We start from the raw sequence: 19,099 nt of genomic DNA, 5'->3' as shown, positions 1-19,099 counted from the left end.
CCATCCTACGAAAAGCCGTCCCCGCCTGCGGCGTAGGAGCGGCGGATCAGGCGCTGGGGGCGGTGCGCAGTTTCTCGCTGCGGCCGCGCAGCCATTCCAAGGTCAGCAGCAGCAGGACCGAGAAGCCGATCAGCAGGGTCGCCGCGGCGGCGATGGTCGGGCTGAGGTTCTCGCGGATGCCGCTAAACATCTGGCGTGGCAGGGTGGCCTGCTCGGGGCCGGCGAGGAACAGCGTTACCACCACTTCGTCGAACGAGGTGGCGAAGGCGAACAGCGCGCCGGAGATCACCCCGGGGGCGATCAGCGGCAGGGTCACCTTGAAGAACGTCAGCAGCGGCGGCGCACCCAGGCTGGCGGCGGCGCGCACCAGGTTCTGGTTGAAGCCCTGCAGGGTCGCCGACACCGTGATGATGACGAAGGGCACGCCCAGCACCGCGTGCACGATGATCAGCGAGATGTAGCTGTTGCCCAGGCCCAGCGGGGCGAAGAACAGGTAGGCGGCCACACCGATGATCACCACCGGGACCACCATCGGCGAGATCACCAGGCTCATCACCAGGGCCTTGCCGCGGAACTCGCCGCGGGTCAGGCCGATCGACGCCAGGGTGCCGAAGACCATCGCCAGGAAGGTGGCTGCCGGGGCCACGATCATGCTGTTGGTCAGCGAGCGCATCCATTCGGCGCTGTGGAAGAAGTCGGCGTACCAGCGCAGCGAGAAGCCCTGCAGCGGGTAGACCAGGAAGGTGCCGGAGTTGAACGACAGCGGCACTATCACCAGCACCGGCAGCACCAGGAACAGCAGCACCAGGCCGCAGAGGATGCGCAGGGTGTAGAACCACAGGCGCTCGACCGGGGACATGTAGGGACTCAGCATCGTCTTTCTCTCCTCAGCTCAGGCGCAGGCGGCTCGCGCCCACCAGCCAGCCGTAGATCACGTACAGCACCAGGGTGGCGAACAGCAGCAGGCCGCCCAGGGCCGTGGCCATGCCCCAGTTGATGGTGGTGTTGGTGTAGAAGGCGACGAAGTAGCTGACCATCTGGTCGTTCGGGCTGCCCAACAGGGCCGGGGTGATGTAGTAGCCGATCGACAGGATGAACACCAGCAGGCAACCGGCGCCGACGCCGGCCACGGTCTGCGGGAAGTAGACCTTCCAGAAGGCGCCGAACGGGTGGCTGCCCAGGGAGATGGCCGCGCGCATGTAGCTGGGCGAGATGCTCTTCATCACGCTGAAGATCGGCAGGATCATGAACGGCAGCATGATGTGCACCATGGCGATGTACACGCCGGTGCGGTTGAACACCAGTTGCAGCGGCTGGTCGATCAGGCCCAGCTTGAGCAGCGCGCCGTTGATCAGCCCGCCGGACTGCAGCAGCACGATCCAGGCCGCGACGCGCACCAGGATGGAGGTCCAGAACGGCAGCAGCACCAGGATCATCAGCAGGTTGCTCTTGCGCGTCGGCAGGTTGGCCAGCAGGTAGGCCAGCGGGTAGGCCAGCAGCAGGCAGATGACGGTGATCACCGCGCCCATCCAGAAGGTGCGGGCGAAGATGTCCAGGTAGATGGACTGGTCCGGGGTGGCCGGGGCCAGTTCGCCGAGGTCGTCGATGCGGTGGTCGAGGGCCGCGAGCAGGTAATAGGGGGTGATGCTGCTGGCGTTGCGGCGGATCACCTGCCAGTAGGCCGGGTCGCCCCAGCGCTCGTCGATAGTCTCCATGGCGTCCTTGTAGGAAGCCGGTTGCTCCTTGAACGGCAGGGCGCGGGCGGTCTTGGCCATCAGGCTGCGGTAGCCGGCCAGTTCCATGTTCAGGCGCTTGGAGAGGTCACCGATGGTCTGGTTCTTGCGCGCAGCGTAGAGGTCTTCGCTCAGGGCCTGGTAGACCGCGTCCGGCGGCAGCGACTTGCCGTCCCAGGTGGTGATGGCGTTGACCGTCTTGGGCAGCGAGCCGACCACTTCGGGGTTGTACACGCTCTTGTAGAGCAGCGCGGCGATCGGCACCAGGAAGGTCAGCAGAAGGAACAGCAGCAGCGGCAGGACCAGCGCCTGGGATTTCAGGCGGTTCATCCGCTCCGCACGCGCCAGGCGCTGCTTCAGGGTGGGGCCGGCGACCTCGTTCAAGGACACAGCGGTGGCCATAGCGAACTCCGGTAAAACGGGCCGCCCGCGAGGGCGGCCAAGGTGTGGTGTATCGGGTGTGTCACGGCGAGCGCCGCCGCACCGGGAGCTTTTCCCGGCGGGAACGGCCCGCAGGGCCTGCGGGCCGTGGCATCGCTGCCGCGGTTGCCGCCCGGGCGGGCGGCGGGGCCTGCCTTACTTGGCGGCCCAGGCGTTGAAGCGCTGTTCCAGCTGCTCGCCGTAGTCGGCCCAGAAGGTCACGTCCATGCCCACCTGGTTGGCGATGTTTTCCGGGGTGGTCGGCATGTTGGCCTGCACGCCCTTGTCCAGCAGGTTCACGGTGTTCTTGTTCACCGGGCCGTAGGCGATGTTCTCGGCGTAGATCTTCTGCTGCTCGGGCTTGACCGAGAAGGCGATGAACTTCAGGGCCTCTTCCTTCTTCTTGTCGCCTTTCGGGATGGCCCAGGCGTCGAAGTCGTAGATGCCGCCGTTCCACACGACCTTCAGGTTGCTTTCCTTCTGCACCGAGGCGATGCGGCCGTTGTAGGCCGAGCTCATCACCACGTCACCGGAGGCGAGGTACTGCGGCGGCTGGGCGCCGGCTTCCCACCACTGGATGCTCGGCTTGATCTCGTCGAGCTTCTTGAAGGCGCGGTCCTGGCCTTCCTTGGTGGCCAGCACCTTGTAGACATCCTTGGGCGCGACGCCGTCGGCCATCAGGGCGAATTCCAGGGTGTACTTGGCGCCCTTGCGCAGGCCGCGCTTGCCCGGGTACTTCTTCAGGTCCCAGAAGTCGGCCCAGCCGGTGGGGGCGGTCTTGAGCTTGTCGGCGTTGTAGGCCAGCACGGTGGACCACACGAAGAAGCCGACGCCGCAGCTGCTCACGGCGCCGGGGACGTAGTCCTCGGCCTTGCCAAGGATGGCCGGGTCGATTTCCTCGAACATGCCTTCGTCACAGCCGCGGGCCAGTTCCGGCGATTCCACCTCGACCAGGTCCCAGGTCACGCTGTTGGTGTCGACCATGGCCTTCACCTTCGCCATCTCGCCGTTGTACTCGCCGGCGACGATCTTGTTGCCGGTGGCCTTCTCGAAGGGCTGGTAGAAAGCCTTGGTCTGGGCGTCCTTGTTGGCGCCGCCGAAAGAGATCACGGTCAGATCGGTGGCCGCCATGGACTGCGCGGCGCAAGCCAGGCCGAGGGTCAGCGCGGCGAGCTTGAGGCCGGCCTTCGACGGGTGGAACGGGGACTTCGACATTATTCTTCTCTCCACAGTGTGCTGGTTTGTTTTTCTTCGAATCAGGCCGCCGACAGCGGGTCGAGGGCACGCACGTGCTCCACGGCCCAGCCCAGCGGTACCACATCACCCACGCTCAGCGCAGGGTCGAGCTCGGCGATCGGCTGCTTGACGAAGAAATCGGTGCGGCCGCAAACCTCCAGGCGGATGCGCACGTGGTCGCCAAGATAGATGAACTCGGCCACACGGCCGGAGAAGCGGTTCACGCAGCTTTCGCTGTGCCCGTTCAGGCGCACCCGCTCGGGACGGATCGACAGGCTGACGGGGTCGCCGGGCTGGCCGACGTTCACCGCCAGCGCCTCGACCTTCTCGCCACGCGCCAGGGTCACCACGCAGCGCTCGCCCTCGTGGCTCGCCAGTTGCCCGGCGATGCGGTTGTTCTCGCCGATGAAGTTGGCCACGAAGGAGTTGCGCGGGTGTTCGTAGAGTTCGTGGGGCGGGGCGATCTGCTGGATCTCGCCCTGGTGGAACACCGCCACGCGGTCGGACATGGTCAGCGCCTCGCCCTGGTCGTGGGTCACGTAGACCACGGTCACGCCCAGGCGCTGGTGGATGTGCTTGATCTCCATCTGCATGTGCTCGCGCAGCTGCTTGTCGAGCGCACCCAGGGGTTCGTCCATCAGCACCAGCTGCGGCTCGAAGACCAGCGCCCGGGCCAGGGCCACGCGCTGCTGCTGGCCGCCGGAGAGCTGCGCCGGGTAGCGCCCGCCGAAGGCGTCGAGCTGGACCATGGACAGCGCGCGCTTGACGCGCTCGGCCACGTCGGTCTTGCTCATGCCGCGCACGGAAAGCGGGAAGGCCAGGTTCTCCGCCACGGTCATGTGCGGGAACAGGGCATAGTTCTGGAACACCATGCCGATGTCGCGCTTGTGCGGGGGGACGTTGTTGATGGAGCGGCCGGCCAGCTGGATCTCGCCGGAGGTGGGGGTTTCGAAACCGGCCAGCATCATCAGGCTGGTGGTCTTGCCGGAACCGGACGGCCCCAGTAGGGTGAGGAATTCGCCTTTGCGAATATCCAGGTTGAGGTCTTTGACGATGAGCGTCTCGCCGTCGTAGCTCTTCTGGACGCCACGGAAGCTCACCAGCACATCGTTCGCCTGAGTCTCGGCCATAACCGCACCTTTTGTATTTGTAAGAAGTTGCCGTGAAGCAAGACTAGAGAAGCCTGCAGCGCGCGCAAATCGGGCGGGAAGAGAACTTGCTATAAGGGTAGAAGAGGATCGTCTGTAGGGCGATCCCTACACGAAAAGTGTGGCTATCAGTCGCAGAAAGCCGGCGTCGCATTGACTGCGACACCGGCATATCCGAAAGCGACCTGGAGCCTGTCTACGATCTCGCGAGCTAGAGCAGGACAAGGCGGGAACAGGCGAGTGAGCGGTGTTCAGGCCGCTAAATGAGCATCGCTCGCCTGTTCTCAACGCAGTCATGCCGACGCGTAGCAGATCGTAGGCAGGTTCTCAGCGTTTGGCCCAGTCCTGGAAGCGCTTCTCCAGAGCATCGCCATGCTCGGCCCAGAAGGCCACGTTCATGCCCAGCGCGTCGGCCATGTTGCGCGGCGCGGTGGGCAGGTTGGCGGCCACCTGCGGGTCGAGCTGCTCCACCGCCTTGCGGTTGGTCGGGCCGTAGGCGATGTTCTGCGCATAGACCTTCTGCTGCTCGGGCTGGCTGGCGAAGGCGATGAATTTCTCCGCCAGCTCCTTCTTCCACGCCCCGGACGGCAACGCCCAGAAGTCGAAGTCGTAGATGCCGCCGGCCCAGGCCATGCGCAGGCCCTTCTGCTCGGGCTGGGCCGCGGCGATGCGGCCGTTGTAGGCCGAGCTCATGACCACGGTGCCGTCGGACAGGTCGCGCACCGGGTCCTGGCCGGACTTCCACCAGTGGATGCTCGGCTTGATCTCGTCGAGCTTGCGGAAGGCGCGGTCGACGCCGCCCGGGGTGCCCAGCACCTGGTAGACGTCCTTGGGCGCCACGCCGTCGGCCATCAGGGCGAACTCCAGGCTGTACTTGGCGCCCCAGCGCAGGCCGCGCTTGCCGGGGAATTTCTTCAGGTCCCAGAAATCGGCCCAGCCCTGGGGCTTGCCCTGCAGCTTGTCCTGGTTGTAGGCCAGCAGGGTGGTCCAGACGAAGATGCCGACGCCGCAGGGCTGCACCGCGCCGGGCACGAAGTCGGCGGGGTCGCCGATCAGGCGCTGGTCGAGCTTCTGGAACAGGCCCTCCTGGCAGCCGCGCGCCAGCTCCGGCGCCTCCACCTCGACCACGTCCCAGGACACATGGCTGATCTCCACCATCTGCCTGAGCTTGTCCAGGTCGCCGTTGTAGGAACCGTGCACCACCGCCGTGCCGGTGGCCGTCTTGAAGGGTTCGTAGAAGGCCTTCTCCTGGGCCGCCTTGTTGGCCCCGCCGAAGGAAATCACTGTCACGTAGTCCGCCAGCGCCGGCGTGGCGACAGTCCCCAGCAGGCCGGCCAGCAGCCCGCCCCGTACCGCTCGCAACAACATCCTTCTTCTCCTTGTTCTGATGAAGTACCCCACTGAGCGGGCAATGATTCCCTTTCGCCAGCCGGCGAGGTAGCCGGGCGTTGCAAAAACCGGAAGGGACTCACATAAGCATCGGCGAATCGCCCCGCCGCGCGCCGTTTCAGACCAGCTTGTGCTCCACGGCATACTTGACCAGGTCGGCCACCGAATGCGCGCCGAGCTTCTGCATCAGCCGCGCCTTGTGGGTGCTGATGGTCTTGCTGCTGACCGCCAGGTGCTGGGCGATCTCGTTGACGCCCTCGCCCTTGACCAGGCGTTCGAACACCGAGAACTCGCGCTCGGAGAGCAGCGCGTGGGGCGGCCGCGAGTCGGTCAGGCCGACCTCGAAGACCATGCGGTCGGCCAGTTCCGGGTCGATGTAGCGGCCGCCGCTGGCGACCTTGCGGATGGCGGTGAGCAGCAGCGCCGGGTCGCTGTCCTTGGTGGCATAGCCGGCGGCGCCGATCTTCAGCGCGCGGGCGGCCATCTGCACCTCGTCGTGCATGGACAGCATGAGGATCGCCGGCGGATCGTTCAGCGCGCGGATCCGCGGGATGGCCTCCAGGCCGTTGACGCCGGGCATGGAGATGTCCAGCAGGACCACCTCGCAGGGCACATGGCGCAGGGTTTCGAGCAACTGCTCGCCGTTGGTGGCCTCGCCCACCACCTGCAGGTCCTTGGCCATGCCGATCAGTTGCTTGATGCCCTCGCGGACGATGGTGTGGTCTTCGGCCACCAGTACTCGAATCACGCTGCCCTCCCCCGAACAGACAAAACCGCGCCGGCCCCGTTACGGCCCCGGCTCCGGCAATTCCCCCGCATCCAGCGGCACGCGCACCCGCAGGCTGCTGCCCTCCCCCGGCTGGCTGTCGATCTCCAGCTCGCCGCCGAGCATCAGCACGCGCTCGCGCATGCCGACCAGGCCGAAGGAGCTGCCGCCCCAGGCCGCCGCGGTGTCGAAGCCGCGGCCATCGTCGCTGATGCTCAGGCAGAGTTCGTCGCCCTCCACCCGCAGGGCCAGTTCCACAGTATGCGCCTGCGCGTGGCGCATGACATTGGTCAGCGCCTCCTGGAGGATGCGGAACAGCCCGATGGCCTTGGCGTCGCCCAGGCGCGGCGGGTTCTCCGGCACCTCGACCAGGCAGGGGATGCCGGTGCGCGTCTCGAAGCGCCGCGCCTGCCACTCCAGCGCCGAGCCGATGCCGGCGTCGAGGATCGGCGGGCGCAGGGCCGAGGCCACGTCACGCACCAGCTGGAACAGCTGGGCGATGAGCTTCTTCATGTTGCCCAGGCGCTCGCTCAGGCCGGGGTCCAGCTCGCCGTAACCCAGCTCGCACATGGAAGTCTCCAGCTTGAGCACGGTCAGCACCTGGCCCAGCTCGTCATGCACTTCCCGGGCGATGCGCGCCTTCTCTTCCTCGCGCACGCTCTCCAGGTGCGCCGACAGCTCGCGCAGCTGCGCCCGCGACTGCGCCAGCTCCAGCTCGATCTGCTTGTTCTCGCTGATGTCCCAGACCACGCCGTCCCAGGCCAGGCGGCCGTCGTCCAGGCGCCGCGCGGTGGCCTTGATGTCCACCCAGCGCGGCTCGCCGGAACGGGTCAGGATGCGCCCCTGCCAGTGCCAGTTCTTGCCGCCGGCCACCGCTTCCAGTTGTCTTGCGAGGTAGCCGTCGCGGTCGCCCGGGTGCACCAGGCCGAGGATGCCCAGGCCGCTTTCGCGCAGGTAGCCGGGGGAATAGCCCAGCGAGGCCTCGCTGCCGCCGCTGATGAAGCTGAGGTGGGCGAAGTCGGAGCCGCCCGGGGCGCTGGGCTCCAGGCGGAACACCAGGCCGGGGACGTTGGCGGCGATGCCCTGCAGGCGCGCCTCGCTCTCTTCCAGGGCGGCGCGGGCGCGGCGGCGCTCGGTGGCGTCGTTGAGGAACACCAGCAGGTATTCCGAGCCGCCGAAGCGCAGGAAGCTCAGCGACACTTCCGCCGGCAGCCACTGGCCGTCGGCGCGGCGCAGGTGGCTTTCGAAGCTCAGCGGGCCTTCTTCGCTGTTGCGCGCGCGGCGCCAGAGGTCGAGCCAGGCGTCCATGTCCAGGCCGGGCTCGAAGTCCGCCAGGGGCCGCTCGATCACCTCGCCGGGGGCGTAGCCGAGCATGTCCTCGGCGGCGCGGTTGGCGTAGCGCACGTGGCTGTCCCAGTTGACCCAGAGAATGCCCACGGTGCTGCTGTCGATGGCGAACTGGGTCAGGCGCAGGGCTTCCTCGGCCGCCTGGCGCAGCTCCATGTCGCGGCGCGCGGCGAGCAGGCGCTGCTCCAGCACGTTGCGCTGGTGGCGCAGCCACAGCGCGGTGGTCAGGGCCAGTACCAGCAACAGGCCGAGGAGGATGCAGAGGTTCTGCCAAAAGCCGAGGGACTGCCCCAGGCGCGGGTACTGCGGCTGCAGCCAGCGCTCGTGCAACTGGTCCAGCTGCTTGGCCGGCAGGGCGCGCAGGCTGGCGTCGAGGATGCCGGCCAGCTCCGGCAGGTCGCGGCGGGTGGCCAGGCGCAGCAGTTGTGGATAACCGATGTCGGCCAGCACACGGAAGCCGGAGAACTCGACCTCGCGGCTGAGGCGGGCCAGGTGCGCCTCGTCGACCACCGCATAGCTGGCCTCCTGGCCGAGCACCCGGCGCAGGGCTTCGCGGTCGCTGTCGGTGAGCTGCAACTCCAGGCCCGGATAGGTGCCGCGCAGGTAATCGGATACCGCGCCCGGGCCGCGCAGCGCCACGGGTTCGAGCACACCCAGGCGCTCCAGCTCCACGGAGCCAGGGCCGTCGCGGAAGCCGATGAGCAGGCGCGGCACCCGCAGGTAGGGGTCGGAGAACAGCCAGTCGCGCAGGCTGGAAGGGGTCTGGCCGAGCCCCGGCGCCAGGTCGATTTCGCCGGCGCGGGCGGCACGCTCCAGTTCGTCCTGGTCGGCATAGACGCGCCACTGCAGGCTCACCTGCAACGCGCCGGCGATCCAGTCGAGCAGCTCGACATGGGCGCCGGAGAGCTGCTGCAGGCGCCGGTCCTGCTGGGCGTAGGGCGCATCCAGGACCACCCCGACGCGCAGCTGCGGGTGCGCCTGCAGCCAGGCGCGCTGGGCGGCGTCCAGGGGCACGCCGGGCGGCGCGTCCTGCGCGGCGCCCCACAATGGAATGCACAACAGGAACGCCGCCACGGCGTTCCAGCACAGTCGTCCCATGCCCGCTCCCCGAGAAAAAAAGCGCGCCTACATTACCCCATGGCGGGGGGAACCCGGAAAGGCCGGCGCCTGACAAAGCAGAAACAAGGGATTAGTCTGGCCGTTTTGCCAGGCCAGCCCGAGCCACGCAAGGAACCCGCCCCATGTCCCGTCCCGCACAGCCTACCCGCCTCGCCCTCTGCCTGGCCCTGAGCCTGGCGCCCCTGGTGCCGGGCTGGGCCGAAGACACACCGGCCAGCCCGCCCGGCCCGGCGGTGGCGCCGGCAGCGCCCGCGCGCCCGGCCCTGGAGGAACGCAGCCAGGACGAAGCCAGCGCCCTGCAGCAGCGCCTGCCGCAGAAGCAGCAACAGACGCTGCAGGCCGGCGAGGAAAGCTTCCTCGCCCTGTGGCTGCCGGCCAACGCGCCGCAGGCCGAGGGCGTGGTGATCATCGTCCCCGGCGACGGCGAGAACCCCGACTGGCCGGTGGCGGTGGGCCCGCTGCGGCGCAAGCTGCCCGACGCCGGCTGGCAGACCCTCGCCCTCGGCCTGCCCGACCCGCAGGACAGCCAGCCGGTGCCGCGCAAGGAAAGCGCGGACAAGGCCGCCGCCGACAGCGACGCCGGCGCCAGCAGCAAGGACGTCCAGGGCGAATCCGGCGCCGCCACGCCCACCCCGGAAAGCACCGCCGAGGCCGGCAGCGGCGAACCGGCCCAGGCCAGCAGCGAGGCGCCGCCGGCGCCGGATGCGGCCATCGAGCGGCGCAAGGCCTATGCCGAGCGGGTCATGGCGCGCATCCAGGCCGGCCTCGACTTCGCCCTGCAAGGCAAGCCAAGGAGCATCGTCCTCCTCGGCCACGGCACCGGCGCCTACTGGGCGGCACGCTACCTGGCCGAGCGCGAACCCGGCGAAATCCACAACCTGCTGATCGTCGATGCCGAAGTGCCGCGGGACTTCCGCCCAGCGCTGGAAGACATGGTGCCGCGCCTGCAGCTGGCCACCGGCGACTTCTATTACAAGGACAGGCGCGTCGACCGCGAAGCCGCCAAGGCCCGCCTGCAGGCGAGCCGGCGCGAAACCGGCAAGACCTACGTGCAGATCGGCATGAACGCCCTGCCGGCCGACCGCGCCACCGAGCAGGACCAGCTCTACCGGCGCATCCGCGGCTGGCTGTCGCTGCACATCAAGCAGGCGCCCGCCGAGTAAACCGGCCCCGAGCCCTAGCGGAAGCCGCGGCGCTCGCGGACCAGGGCATAGGCCTGCTGGATCTCGCGGGTCTTCTCGGTAGCGGCGGCGATGCGCGCCTCGCCGGCGCCGGCCAGCTTGTCCGGGTGGTGCTGGCTGATCAGCCGGCGGTAGGCGCGCTTGATCTCCTCCACCGGGCTGTCGTCCTCCACGCCCAATAAACGCAGCGCCTGGCGATAGCTTTCCGCCCGGCTCGGCGGCGCGCGCAGGGCTTCGGCGCCGGCGGCCAGGGACAGCACGGTGGCGCGCGGCAGGCCGAAGCTCTCGCCCCAGCGCAGGATCAGCGCCTTCTCCGCCGCGCTCGGCGCGCCGGCCGCCCAGGCCATGCGCCAGCAGGCCTGCAGCAGGCCGTCGACGCTGGGTCGCAGGCCCCGGCACTGCTGCACGCCCTCCTCCAGGCGCGGCCCGCCGTGCTTGCCGCGGTTGAAGGCATCGATGGCGCGCAGACGGCCGGCTTCGTCCAGGCCCAGGCGCAACATTTCCGCCCGCGCCTGCTGGATATGCGCGTCCTGCACGCGGCCGCGGCTCTTGGCCACGCGGCCGAGCAGGAGGAACAGCAGCTCCTCCTCCGGCACCCGCGCGCCGCCGCGCAGCTCATCGAGGAGTTCGCGCCAGCTGCGCCGGCGCAGGCGACGGTCCAGCACCTGGCCGAGCAGGCCGCCAAGCATGGCCCCGGGGATGCTCGCCAGCGCCCAGCCGGCGACTATGCCTATCAGGGTGCCCGGCCAGAACATTCAGCCGGCCGCCAGCAGACGTTCGACTTCGGCCAGGCGCTCGTGGGTGCCGACATCCACCCAGCGCCCGCGGTGCAGCTCGCCGCTGACACGGCCGGCGGCCATGGCCTCGCGCAGCAGCGGCGCCAGCCTGAAGGCGCCGCCCGTGCAGGCGGCGAACAGTGCCGGGTGCAGTACGGCGATGCCGCTGTAGGTGTAGCTGGGCTCGCCCTCGCGATAGTCGCTGGCGCGCCCGCCCTGCAGATGGAAGTCGCCACGGGCGTTGTGCCCGGGGTTGTCCACCAGCACCAGGTGCGCCAGGTCGCCCTCGGCCAGCGCGCCTGGCAGGCGCGCGTAGTCGAAGTCGGTCCAGATGTCGCCGTTGACCAGGGCGAAGGGAGCCTCACCGAGCAGCGGCAGGGCGCGGAAGATGCCGCCGCCGGTCTCCAGCGGCTCGCCTTCGGCGGAGTAGCGGATGGCGACGCCGAAGCTCGAGCCATCACCGAGGTAGTCCTCGATCTGCTGGCCCAGCCAGGCGTGGTTGATCACCAGGTCGTGGAAACCGGCGCGGCGCAGGGCCAGCAGTTGGTGCTCGATCAGCGGCCGGCCGCCGGCCGGCACCAGCGGCTTGGGCGTGTGCAGGGTCAGCGGGCGCATGCGCTCGCCCTTGCCGGCGGCGAGGAGCATGGCCTTCATGGCGCCACCGGTTGCGGCAGCTCGGCGAGCAGCGCACCCAGGTCGGCCAGCTCGGGGCGGCGGGCGACGACGCTGTCGAGGTAGCGGAAGAAGCGCGGCACGTCGCCCAGGTAGCGCGGCTTGCCGTCGCGGTGGCAGATGCGCGCGAAGATGCCGATCACCTTCAGGTGGCGCTGCACGCCCATCAGGTCGCTGGCGCGGAAGAACTCCTCGAAGGTCGGCGGCAACGCGATGCCGGCGGCCTGGGCCTTGCGCCAGTAGCGGCTGAGGCCGTCATGCACGCGCGGCTCGGGCCAGCTGAGGAAGGCGTCCTTATAAAGGCAGGTGACGTCGTAGGTCACCGGGCCGTACACCGCATCCTGAAAATCGAGGATGCCGGGGTTCGGCTCGCTGAGCATCAGGTTGCGCGGCATGTAGTCGCGATGCACCAGCACCCGCGGCTGCTCCAGCGCGCTGCTCACCAGGCGGTCGCAGGTGCGTTGCCAGCGCGCCAGTTGCTCGCCTTGCAGCTCGATGTTCAGGTGACGGCCCAGGTACCACTCGGGGAACAGGCCCAGCTCGCGGCGCAGCAGCGCCTCGTCGTAGGCCGGCAGGCGGCCTTCGGCCGGCACCTGCTGGAAGGCCACCAAGGCGTCCAGGGCATCCTCGAAGAGTTCCTCGGCGTTCTGCGGGTTGAGCACGTCCAGGTAGGTCTGGCGGCCCAGGTCGTCGAGCAGCAGCAAGCCCTGCTCCAGGTCCTGGGCGAGAATCCGCGGCACGTGCACGCCGGCCTCGGCGAGCATGCCGGCCACCTTGACGAAGGGGCGGCAGTCCTCCTGGGGCGGCGGCGCGTCCATGACGATCAGCGTGCGGCCCTCGCCCTGCCAGCGGAAATAGCGGCGGAAGCTGGCGTCGCTGCTGGCCGGGGTGAGCTCGGCGGGCGGCACCGGCCCCCATCCCTCGGCACTGAACACTACGGGTAAACAAGAGTCCAACCAGCGATTCAGGAGCTGGTAACGGGCATCCTCAGACATCTTTGGGGGTTCTCCACGGCCCTAGCCGTTGCGCGGGTCATGCTTTATTATCCAGCATCTTTTTGAGCCCATCGAGTGGCTATGGCCGAATCTGGCCGATGGCTCGCAGGAAGCCCGGATTAACAAGATGGCAGTGATTCTCCCCGTGTTCCGTAGAAAGTTCCCCTTACTGGTGACCGGTGGCCTGCTGGCTATGCAGCCGCTCGCTTCCTCGACCGCCACGGCGGCCGAACAGTTCAACTGCACCCCCTCCGGCGGCAGCTGGGACTGCTCCGCGCAGCAGCCGGCCAGCGCCCTGCCGCCGCGTCCGGAGCATACCGAAAGCTCGGTCAGCACCCCCGCAGGCGGTGGCGCTGAAGGCGCGGCCGTCGCCGCCGGTGCGGCTGGCGGTGCCGAAGAGCCCAGGCAGAAGCTGGTCACCGAGAGCGGCGGCAAGGGCCTCAAGTCGCGCAGCGCCGACTACAGCCACCTCGACTGGGTCCCGCGGGAGAAGCTCACCGCCGCCCAGCTGGCGGAAGTCGGCCCGTACTGCAGCGGCGCCTACATCGAGCCGACCCGCCCGGGCATGAACGACAAGACCCCGCGCGACGAGGCCCCGACCTACGTCTCGGCGAAGGTCTCGCGCTACGAGCAGGAGTCGCAGGTCGCGACCCTGGCCGGCAACGTGGTCCTGCGCCAGGGCAGCATGCAGGTGGAGGCCGACGAGGCCAACCTGCACCAGGCGGAGAACCGCGGCGAGCTGGCCGGCAACGTGCGCCTGCGCGACAACGGCGCGCTGATCGTCGGCGACCACGCCGACCTGCAGCTGGACAACGGCGAGGCGAAGATCGACAACGCCGAGTACGTCATGCACCAGGCCCAGGTCCGCGGCAGCGCGCTCTACGCCAAGCGCCAGGAAGATGCGATCATCCAGCTCAAGGACGGCACCTATACCCGTTGCGAGCCGGGCAGCAACTCCTGGTACGTCAAGGGCAACAACATCAAGCTGAACCCGGCCACCGGCTTCGGCACCGCGACCAACGCGACCCTGCGGGTGAAGGACATTCCGGTGTTCTATACCCCCTACATCTATTTCCCGATCGACGATCGCCGCCAGTCCGGCTTCCTGCCGCCCACCCTGGGCAGCACCAGCGACACCGGCATGTTCGTGGTCACCCCGTACTACTTCAACCTGGCGCCGAACTACGACGCCACGCTGTTCCCGCGCTACATGGCCAAGCGCGGCCTGATGATGGAAGGCGAGTTCCGCTACCTGACCCACAGCAGCGAGGGCCAGGTCACCGCCGCCTACCTGAACGACAAGGACGACGACCGCGAAGGCCAGCCGCACTTCACCGACCAGCGCTGGATGTACGGCTGGAAGAACACCAGCGGCCTGGATTCGCGCTGGCTGGCGCAGGTGGACTACACCAAGATCAGCGACCCGTACTACTTCCAGGACCTGGACACCTCCCTGGGCCTGGGCTCGCCGACCTACGTGAACCAGCAGGGCGCCCTGACCTACCGCGGCGACGACTTCACCGCGCGCCTCAACGCCCAGGCCTACCAGTTGGCCACCGTGACCGACGTGACGCCATATGACCGCCTGCCGCAGCTGACCCTCGACGGTCGCCTGCCCTACCACCCGGGCGGCCTGGAGTTCACCTACGGCAGCGAACTGGTGCGCTTCGACCGCGACCTGGACGAGGACGTCTACTTCGATACCGACGGCAACGTGCTCGGTCAGCGCCCGGACGTGAACATCTCCGGCCTGGCCCGCGCCACCGGCGACCGTGCGCACTTCGAGCCGGGCGTCAGCCTGCCGCTGGCCAGCAGCTGGGGCTTCCTGACGCCGACGCTGAAGGCGATGTACACCAAGTACGACCTGGACCTGGACGGCACCGGCAAGGCGCAGCTGAACAGCTCGACCAACTACGGCGAAGTCAGCTACGACAGCAGCCCCGACCGCTCGCTGCCGCTGGCCAAGCTCGACGGCGGCCTGTACTTCGACCGCGACACCACGTTCGGCGGCACCAAGTTCCGCCAGACCCTGGAGCCGCGCGCCATGTACCTGTACGTGCCGTACCGCAACCAGGACAACCTGCCGAGCTTCGACACCGGCGAGTTCAACTTCAGCTACGACTCGCTGTGGCGCGAGAACCGCTTCACCGGCAAGGACCGCATCGGCGACGCCAACCAGCTGTCCCTGGGCGCCACCTCGCGCTTCATCGAGGACAACGGCTTCGAGCGCGCCTCGGTCAGCGCCGGCCAGATCTACTACTTCTCCGACCGCCGCGTGCAACTGCCGGGCCTGACCGAGAAGTACATCCGCAACTACAACCTGGCGAACCCGAACAACCCGATCGACAACCCCGACGCGGACACCTGGCGCTCGCCCTACGCCCTGCAGGGCGTCTATCGCTTCAACCACGACTGGCGCCTGAGCTCGGACTACAACTGGAACCCCAACACGCACCACACCGACAGCGGCAGCGTGATGTTCCACTACCAGCCCGAAGCCGAGCCGCAGAAGGTGTTCAACGCCGGCTACCGCTACCGCGCGGACAGCAAGTCGTTCGACCCGAACCTCGGCCGCTTCAGCTACAACAGCGACGAGTACAAGATCGAGCAGCACGACTTCTCGGTCATCTGGCCGATCGTCCCGCAGTGGAGCGCGATCGCCCGCTGGCAGTACGACTACAACCAGAACCGCACCCTCGAGGCCCTCGGCGGCTTCGAATACGACAGCTGCTGCTGGAAACTGCGACTGGTCAACCGCTACTGGCTGAAGTACGACGACGACAACTTCTACACGTCCGACTCCAAGGCCGACCGCGGCATCTTCCTGCAAATCATCCTCAAGGGCCTTGGCGGCGTTGTAGGCAACCAAGTCGAAGGCTTCCTCGACCAAGGCATCCAAGGTTATCGTCAACGTGAAGACAGCTCTATGTAATGCCCTGCGCCCGCTGATGCTGGGCGCCCTGCTGGTCTGTTCCGCAGCCCACGCCGAAGTCACCCCGCTGGACCGTGTCGTGGCCATCGTCGACAACGACGTGGTCATGCAGAGCCAGCTCGACCAACGCCTGCGCGAAGTCCGCCAGACCATCGAGAAGCGCGGTGCGCCGCTGCCGCCCGAGCACGTGCTGACGCAGCAGGTGCTCGAGCGCCTGATCATCGAGGACATCCAGCTGCAGATCGGCGAGCGCTCCGGCATCCGCATCACCGACGAAGAGCTGAACCAGGCCATGGGCACCATCGCCCAGCGCAACAACCTGAGCCTGGACCAGTTCCGCGCCGCCCTCGCCCGCGACGGCCTGTCCTACGACGACGCCCGCGAGCAGGTACGCCGCGAGATGATCATCAGCCGCGTGCGCCAGCGCCGCGTGGCCGAGCGCATCCAGGTCAGCGACCAGGAAGTGCAGAACTTCCTGGCCTCCGACCTGGGCAAGATCCAGCTCTCCGAAGAGTACCGCCTGGCCAACATCCTCATCCCGGTGCCGGACGGCGCTTCGCCGGAAACCCTCCAGGCCGCCGGCAGGCAGGCCCAGGAGATCTACCAGCAGCTCAAGCGGGGCGCCGACTTCAACCAGTTGGCGATTTCCCGCTCGGCCGGCGACAACGCCCTGGAAGGCGGCGAGATCGGCTGGCGCAAGGCCGCCCAGCTGCCCTCGCCGTTCGACGGCATGATCGGCAGCCTGGCCGTGGGCGACGTCACCGAGCCGGTGCGCACCCCCGGCGGCTTCATCATCCTCAAGCTGGAAGAGAAGCGCGGCGGCAGCAAGATGGTGCGTGACGAGGTGCATGTCCGCCACATCCTGCTCAAGCCCAGCGAAATCCGCAGCGACGAGGAAACCCAGAAGCTGGCGCAGAAGCTCTACGAGCGCATCCAGAGCGGCGAAGACTTCGGCAAGCTGGCCAAGCAGTTCTCCGAAGACCCGGGCTCGGCGCTGCACGGCGGCGACCTCAACTGGGTCGATCCGGAATCCCTGGTGCCGGAATTCCGCGACGTGATGAACAGCATCCCGCAGAACCAGCTGTCCAAGCCGTTCCGCTCGCCGTTCGGCTGGCACATCCTGGAAGTCCTCGGCCGCCGCGCCACCGACAGCAGCGACAAGTTCCGCGAGCAGCAGGCCGCCCAGGTTCTGCGCAACCGCAAGTACGACGAGGAACTGCAGGCCTGGCTGCGGCAGATCCGCGACGAAGCCTACGTCGAGATCAAGCTGTAAGCGCCCCGCGCAACACAGGAACCCGGCCCCAAGGCCGGGTTTCTTTTTATCCGCGCCCCACTTGGGCGTAGAGTGGGCCCATCCCGAACAACCCCGGCCGCCGGAGCGGCCGATGCCTCAGAGACACCCGCCATGCAAGCCTCCAAGCCATTCGCCCTCACCCCCGGAGAGCCGGCCGGCATCGGCCCGGACCTGTGCCTGCTGCTGTCCCGCCAGGCCCAGCCCCAGCCGCTGGTGGCCATCGCCAGCCGGCAGATGCTGGCCGAGCGCGCCGCCCTGCTGGGCCTGGACATCCAGTTGCTGGAAACCGGCCCAGGCCAGTGGCCGCAGGCGCCCGCCCCGGCAGGCTCGCTCTATGTCTGGGACACCCCGCTGGGCGCGCCGGTAGAAGCCGGCCAGCTCGACCCGGCCAATGCCGGCTACGTGCTGCAGACACTGACCCGCGCCGGCCAGGGCTGCCTGGACGGCAGCTTCGCCGGGATGATCACCGCGCCGGTGCACAAGGGCGTGATCAACGAAGGCGGCGTGGCCTTCTCCGGGCACACCGAGTTCCTCGCCGAGCTGACCCACACCCCGCAGGTGGTGATGATGCTCGCCACCCGCGGCCTGCGCGTGGCGCTGGTGACCACCCACCTGCCGCTGCGCGAGGTGGCCGACGCCATCACGCCCGAGCGCCTGGCGCGCGTCACCCGCATCCTGCATGCCGACCTGCGCGACAAGTTCGGCCTGGTCGAGCCGCGCATCCTGGTCTGCGGCCTCAACCCCCACGCCGGCGAGGGCGGCCACCTGGGCCACGAGGAAATCGACGTCATCGAGCCCACCCTGGAGCGCCTTCGCGGCGAAGGCATGCAGCTGATCGGCCCGCTGCCGGCCGACACCCTGTTCACCCCCAAGCACCTGGAGCACTGCGACGCGGTGCTGGCCATGTACCACGACCAGGGCCTGCCGGTGCTCAAGTACAAGGGCTTCGGCGCGGCGGTGAACGTCACCCTGGGCCTGCCGATCATCCGCACCTCGGTGGACCACGGCACCGCCCTGGACCTGGCCGGCACCGGCCGCATCGACGGCGGCAGCCTGCAGGTGGCGCTGGAGACGGCTTACCAGATGGCGGCTAGTCGGATTGATAGTTGAAGGCTGGAAGCTGGAAGCTGGAAGCTGGAAGCTGGAAGCTGGAAGCTGGAAGCTGGAAGCCAGGACGAAAGCGCATTTTTCGTACCAGCGCCAGGCTGGTAACATCGGCGTACGCGTCTTTCTCTTCCAGCTTCTAGCTTCAGGCTTCTAGCTGCTCCCTGGAACTCCCTATGTCTTCCGAGCTTTTCCAACATCGCGCGCGCAAGCGCTTCGGCCAGAACTTCCTGCACGACGCCGGGGTGATCCACCGCATCCTGCGCGCCATCGCGCCCAAGGAAGGCCAGCACCTGCTGGAGATCGGCCCGGGCCAGGGCGCCCTGACCGAAGGCCTGGTGGACAGCGGCGCGCAGCTGGACGTGATCGAGCTCGACCTCGACCTGATCCCGCAGCTGAAGTGGCGCTTCGGCCTCAAGCCGAACTTCCGCCTGCACCAGGGCGACGCCCTGAAGTTCGACTTCGCCACCCTGCCCCAGGCCGGCGAGAAGCTGCGGGTGGTCGGCAACCTGCCCTACAACATCTCCACGCCGCTGATCTTCCACCTGCTGGAGCACGCCGGGATCATCCAGGACATGCACTTCATGCTGCAGAAGGAAGTGGTCGAGCGCCTGGCCGCCGAGCCCGGCGGCGGCGACTGGGGCCGGCTGTCGATCATGGTCCAGTACTTCTGCAAGGTGGACTACCTGTTCACCGTCGGCCCCGGCGCCTTCAACCCGCCGCCCAAAGTGGAGTCGGCCATCGTCCGCCTGGCGCCCTACGCCGAGCCGCCGCACCCGGCCAAGGACCACCGCCTGCTCGAACGCATCGTCCGCGAAGCCTTCAACCAGCGCCGCAAGACCCTGCGCAACACCCTGCGCAGCCTGATGTCCATCGAAGACATCGAGGCCGCCGGCGTCGACCCCAGCCTGCGCCCGGAACAGCTGGACGTGGCCGACTTCGTGCGCCTGGCCAACCGCCTGGCGGAACTGGCCCCCGAGCAGTGAA

Annotated in this window: 15 protein-coding genes; 5 read left to right on the top strand and 10 right to left on the bottom strand. The window is 68.3% G+C overall.

From position 1 onward, the window contains the following. Window positions 1-46: 46 nt before the first annotated feature. From PcP3B5_RS03375 to PcP3B5_RS03345, 7 genes are all read right to left on the bottom strand, one after another. Window positions 47-874 carry an ABC transporter permease gene (locus tag PcP3B5_RS03375; protein ID WP_058073262.1) on the bottom strand — a complete coding sequence of 276 codons (828 nt, stop codon included), beginning with the start codon at window positions 872-874 and terminating at the stop codon, window positions 47-49. 13 nt (window positions 875-887) lie between these two features. Continuing rightward, the gene (locus tag PcP3B5_RS03370) at window positions 888-2,135 is read right to left on the bottom strand and encodes an ABC transporter permease (RefSeq protein ID WP_009615600.1); all 1,248 of its coding nucleotides are present in this window, start codon (window positions 2,133-2,135) and stop codon (window positions 888-890) included. 174 nt (window positions 2,136-2,309) lie between these two features. Then, on the bottom strand, window positions 2,310-3,368 hold the full coding sequence (locus PcP3B5_RS03365) for an ABC transporter substrate-binding protein (protein ID WP_009615599.1): 1,059 nt from the start codon (window positions 3,366-3,368) through the stop codon (window positions 2,310-2,312). A 41-nt stretch (window positions 3,369-3,409) separates the two neighbouring features. Further along, window positions 3,410-4,519, bottom strand: a complete 1,110-nt coding sequence (locus PcP3B5_RS03360; protein WP_009615598.1) for an ABC transporter ATP-binding protein — start codon at window positions 4,517-4,519, stop codon at window positions 3,410-3,412. Window positions 4,520-4,864: 345 nt separating this feature from the next. Next, window positions 4,865-5,902 carry an ABC transporter substrate-binding protein gene (locus PcP3B5_RS03355; protein ID WP_145923968.1) on the bottom strand — a complete coding sequence of 346 codons (1,038 nt, stop codon included), beginning with the start codon at window positions 5,900-5,902 and terminating at the stop codon, window positions 4,865-4,867. 142 nt (window positions 5,903-6,044) lie between these two features. Next, window positions 6,045-6,674, bottom strand: a complete 630-nt coding sequence (locus PcP3B5_RS03350; protein WP_009615596.1) for a response regulator — start codon at window positions 6,672-6,674, stop codon at window positions 6,045-6,047. A gap of 39 nt (window positions 6,675-6,713) precedes the next feature. Then, entirely contained in the window at window positions 6,714-9,137 is a 2,424-nt protein-coding gene (locus PcP3B5_RS03345; RefSeq protein ID WP_145923846.1) for a PAS domain-containing sensor histidine kinase, read from the bottom strand. A gap of 143 nt (window positions 9,138-9,280) precedes the next feature. Between PcP3B5_RS03345 and PcP3B5_RS03340 the strand changes: the two genes are divergently transcribed. Then, complete coding sequence (locus PcP3B5_RS03340; RefSeq protein WP_061560573.1) at window positions 9,281-10,321, top strand: alpha/beta hydrolase family protein; 1,041 nt, start codon at window positions 9,281-9,283, stop codon at window positions 10,319-10,321. A gap of 14 nt (window positions 10,322-10,335) precedes the next feature. On the opposite strand, the gene PcP3B5_RS03335 is transcribed toward PcP3B5_RS03340, so the two are convergent. Genes PcP3B5_RS03335 through PcP3B5_RS03325 form a run of 3 tightly spaced genes read right to left on the bottom strand, consistent with a single transcriptional unit; the run spans window position 10,336 to window position 12,782 of the window. Then, window positions 10,336-11,094: a DnaJ domain-containing protein gene (locus tag PcP3B5_RS03335; protein WP_009615593.1), complete on the bottom strand. Its 759-nt coding sequence runs from the start codon at window positions 11,092-11,094 to the stop codon at window positions 10,336-10,338. Then, on the bottom strand, window positions 11,095-11,769 hold the full coding sequence (murU, locus tag PcP3B5_RS03330) for an N-acetylmuramate alpha-1-phosphate uridylyltransferase MurU (RefSeq protein ID WP_061560572.1): 675 nt from the start codon (window positions 11,767-11,769) through the stop codon (window positions 11,095-11,097). Then, complete coding sequence (locus tag PcP3B5_RS03325) at window positions 11,766-12,782, bottom strand: aminoglycoside phosphotransferase family protein (RefSeq protein WP_061560571.1); 1,017 nt, start codon at window positions 12,780-12,782, stop codon at window positions 11,766-11,768. Before PcP3B5_RS03325 ends, murU begins: the two co-directional genes overlap by 4 nt. A gap of 127 nt (window positions 12,783-12,909) precedes the next feature. On the opposite strand from PcP3B5_RS03325, the gene PcP3B5_RS03320 reads away from it, so the two are divergent. The 4 genes from PcP3B5_RS03320 (at window position 12,910) to rsmA (ending at window position 19,098) form a co-directional block, all read left to right on the top strand. Next, entirely contained in the window at window positions 12,910-15,714 is a 2,805-nt protein-coding gene (locus PcP3B5_RS03320; protein WP_061560570.1) for an LPS-assembly protein LptD, read from the top strand. Further along, window positions 15,695-16,987 (top strand): peptidylprolyl isomerase SurA, encoded by a 1,293-nt coding sequence (gene surA / locus PcP3B5_RS03315; protein ID WP_145923845.1) that lies wholly within the window; start codon window positions 15,695-15,697, stop codon window positions 16,985-16,987. Before PcP3B5_RS03320 ends, surA begins: the two co-directional genes overlap by 20 nt. Window positions 16,988-17,119: 132 nt before the next feature. Next, window positions 17,120-18,118, top strand: coding sequence for a 4-hydroxythreonine-4-phosphate dehydrogenase PdxA (gene pdxA, locus PcP3B5_RS03310; protein WP_061560568.1), 999 nt, complete (start codon window positions 17,120-17,122; stop codon window positions 18,116-18,118). 170 nt (window positions 18,119-18,288) lie between these two features. Next, window positions 18,289-19,098 carry a 16S rRNA (adenine(1518)-N(6)/adenine(1519)-N(6))-dimethyltransferase RsmA gene (gene rsmA, locus PcP3B5_RS03305; RefSeq protein ID WP_058073272.1) on the top strand — a complete coding sequence of 270 codons (810 nt, stop codon included), beginning with the start codon at window positions 18,289-18,291 and terminating at the stop codon, window positions 19,096-19,098. Window position 19,099: the final 1 nt, after the last annotated feature.

This window comes from Pseudomonas citronellolis (assembly GCF_001586155.1).
In the GTDB taxonomy this organism is placed as follows: Bacteria; Pseudomonadota; Gammaproteobacteria; order Pseudomonadales; family Pseudomonadaceae; genus Pseudomonas; species Pseudomonas citronellolis.
Note: the sequence above shows the minus strand (reverse complement) of the source record. Positions and strands in the feature narration are given on the sequence as shown.

Excerpts from the sequence above, each read along its gene's own strand:
- PcP3B5_RS03375 (WP_058073262.1), bottom strand. The coding sequence starts at position 874 with ATGCTGAGTCCCTACATGTCCCCGGTCGAGCGCCTGTGGTTCTACACC.
- PcP3B5_RS03370 (WP_009615600.1), bottom strand. The coding sequence starts at position 2,135 with ATGGCCACCGCTGTGTCCTTGAACGAGGTCGCCGGCCCCACCCTGAAG.
- PcP3B5_RS03365 (WP_009615599.1), bottom strand. The coding sequence starts at position 3,368 with ATGTCGAAGTCCCCGTTCCACCCGTCGAAGGCCGGCCTCAAGCTCGCC.
- PcP3B5_RS03360 (WP_009615598.1), bottom strand. The coding sequence starts at position 4,519 with ATGGCCGAGACTCAGGCGAACGATGTGCTGGTGAGCTTCCGTGGCGTC.
- PcP3B5_RS03345 (WP_145923846.1), bottom strand. The coding sequence starts at position 9,137 with ATGGGACGACTGTGCTGGAACGCCGTGGCGGCGTTCCTGTTGTGCATT.
- PcP3B5_RS03340 (WP_061560573.1), top strand. The coding sequence starts at position 9,281 with ATGTCCCGTCCCGCACAGCCTACCCGCCTCGCCCTCTGCCTGGCCCTG.
- PcP3B5_RS03335 (WP_009615593.1), bottom strand. The coding sequence starts at position 11,094 with ATGTTCTGGCCGGGCACCCTGATAGGCATAGTCGCCGGCTGGGCGCTG.
- murU (WP_061560572.1), bottom strand. The coding sequence starts at position 11,769 with ATGAAGGCCATGCTCCTCGCCGCCGGCAAGGGCGAGCGCATGCGCCCG.
- PcP3B5_RS03325 (WP_061560571.1), bottom strand. The coding sequence starts at position 12,782 with ATGTCTGAGGATGCCCGTTACCAGCTCCTGAATCGCTGGTTGGACTCT.
- PcP3B5_RS03320 (WP_061560570.1), top strand. The coding sequence starts at position 12,910 with ATGGCAGTGATTCTCCCCGTGTTCCGTAGAAAGTTCCCCTTACTGGTG.
- pdxA (WP_061560568.1), top strand. The coding sequence starts at position 17,120 with ATGCAAGCCTCCAAGCCATTCGCCCTCACCCCCGGAGAGCCGGCCGGC.
- rsmA (WP_058073272.1), top strand. The coding sequence starts at position 18,289 with ATGTCTTCCGAGCTTTTCCAACATCGCGCGCGCAAGCGCTTCGGCCAG.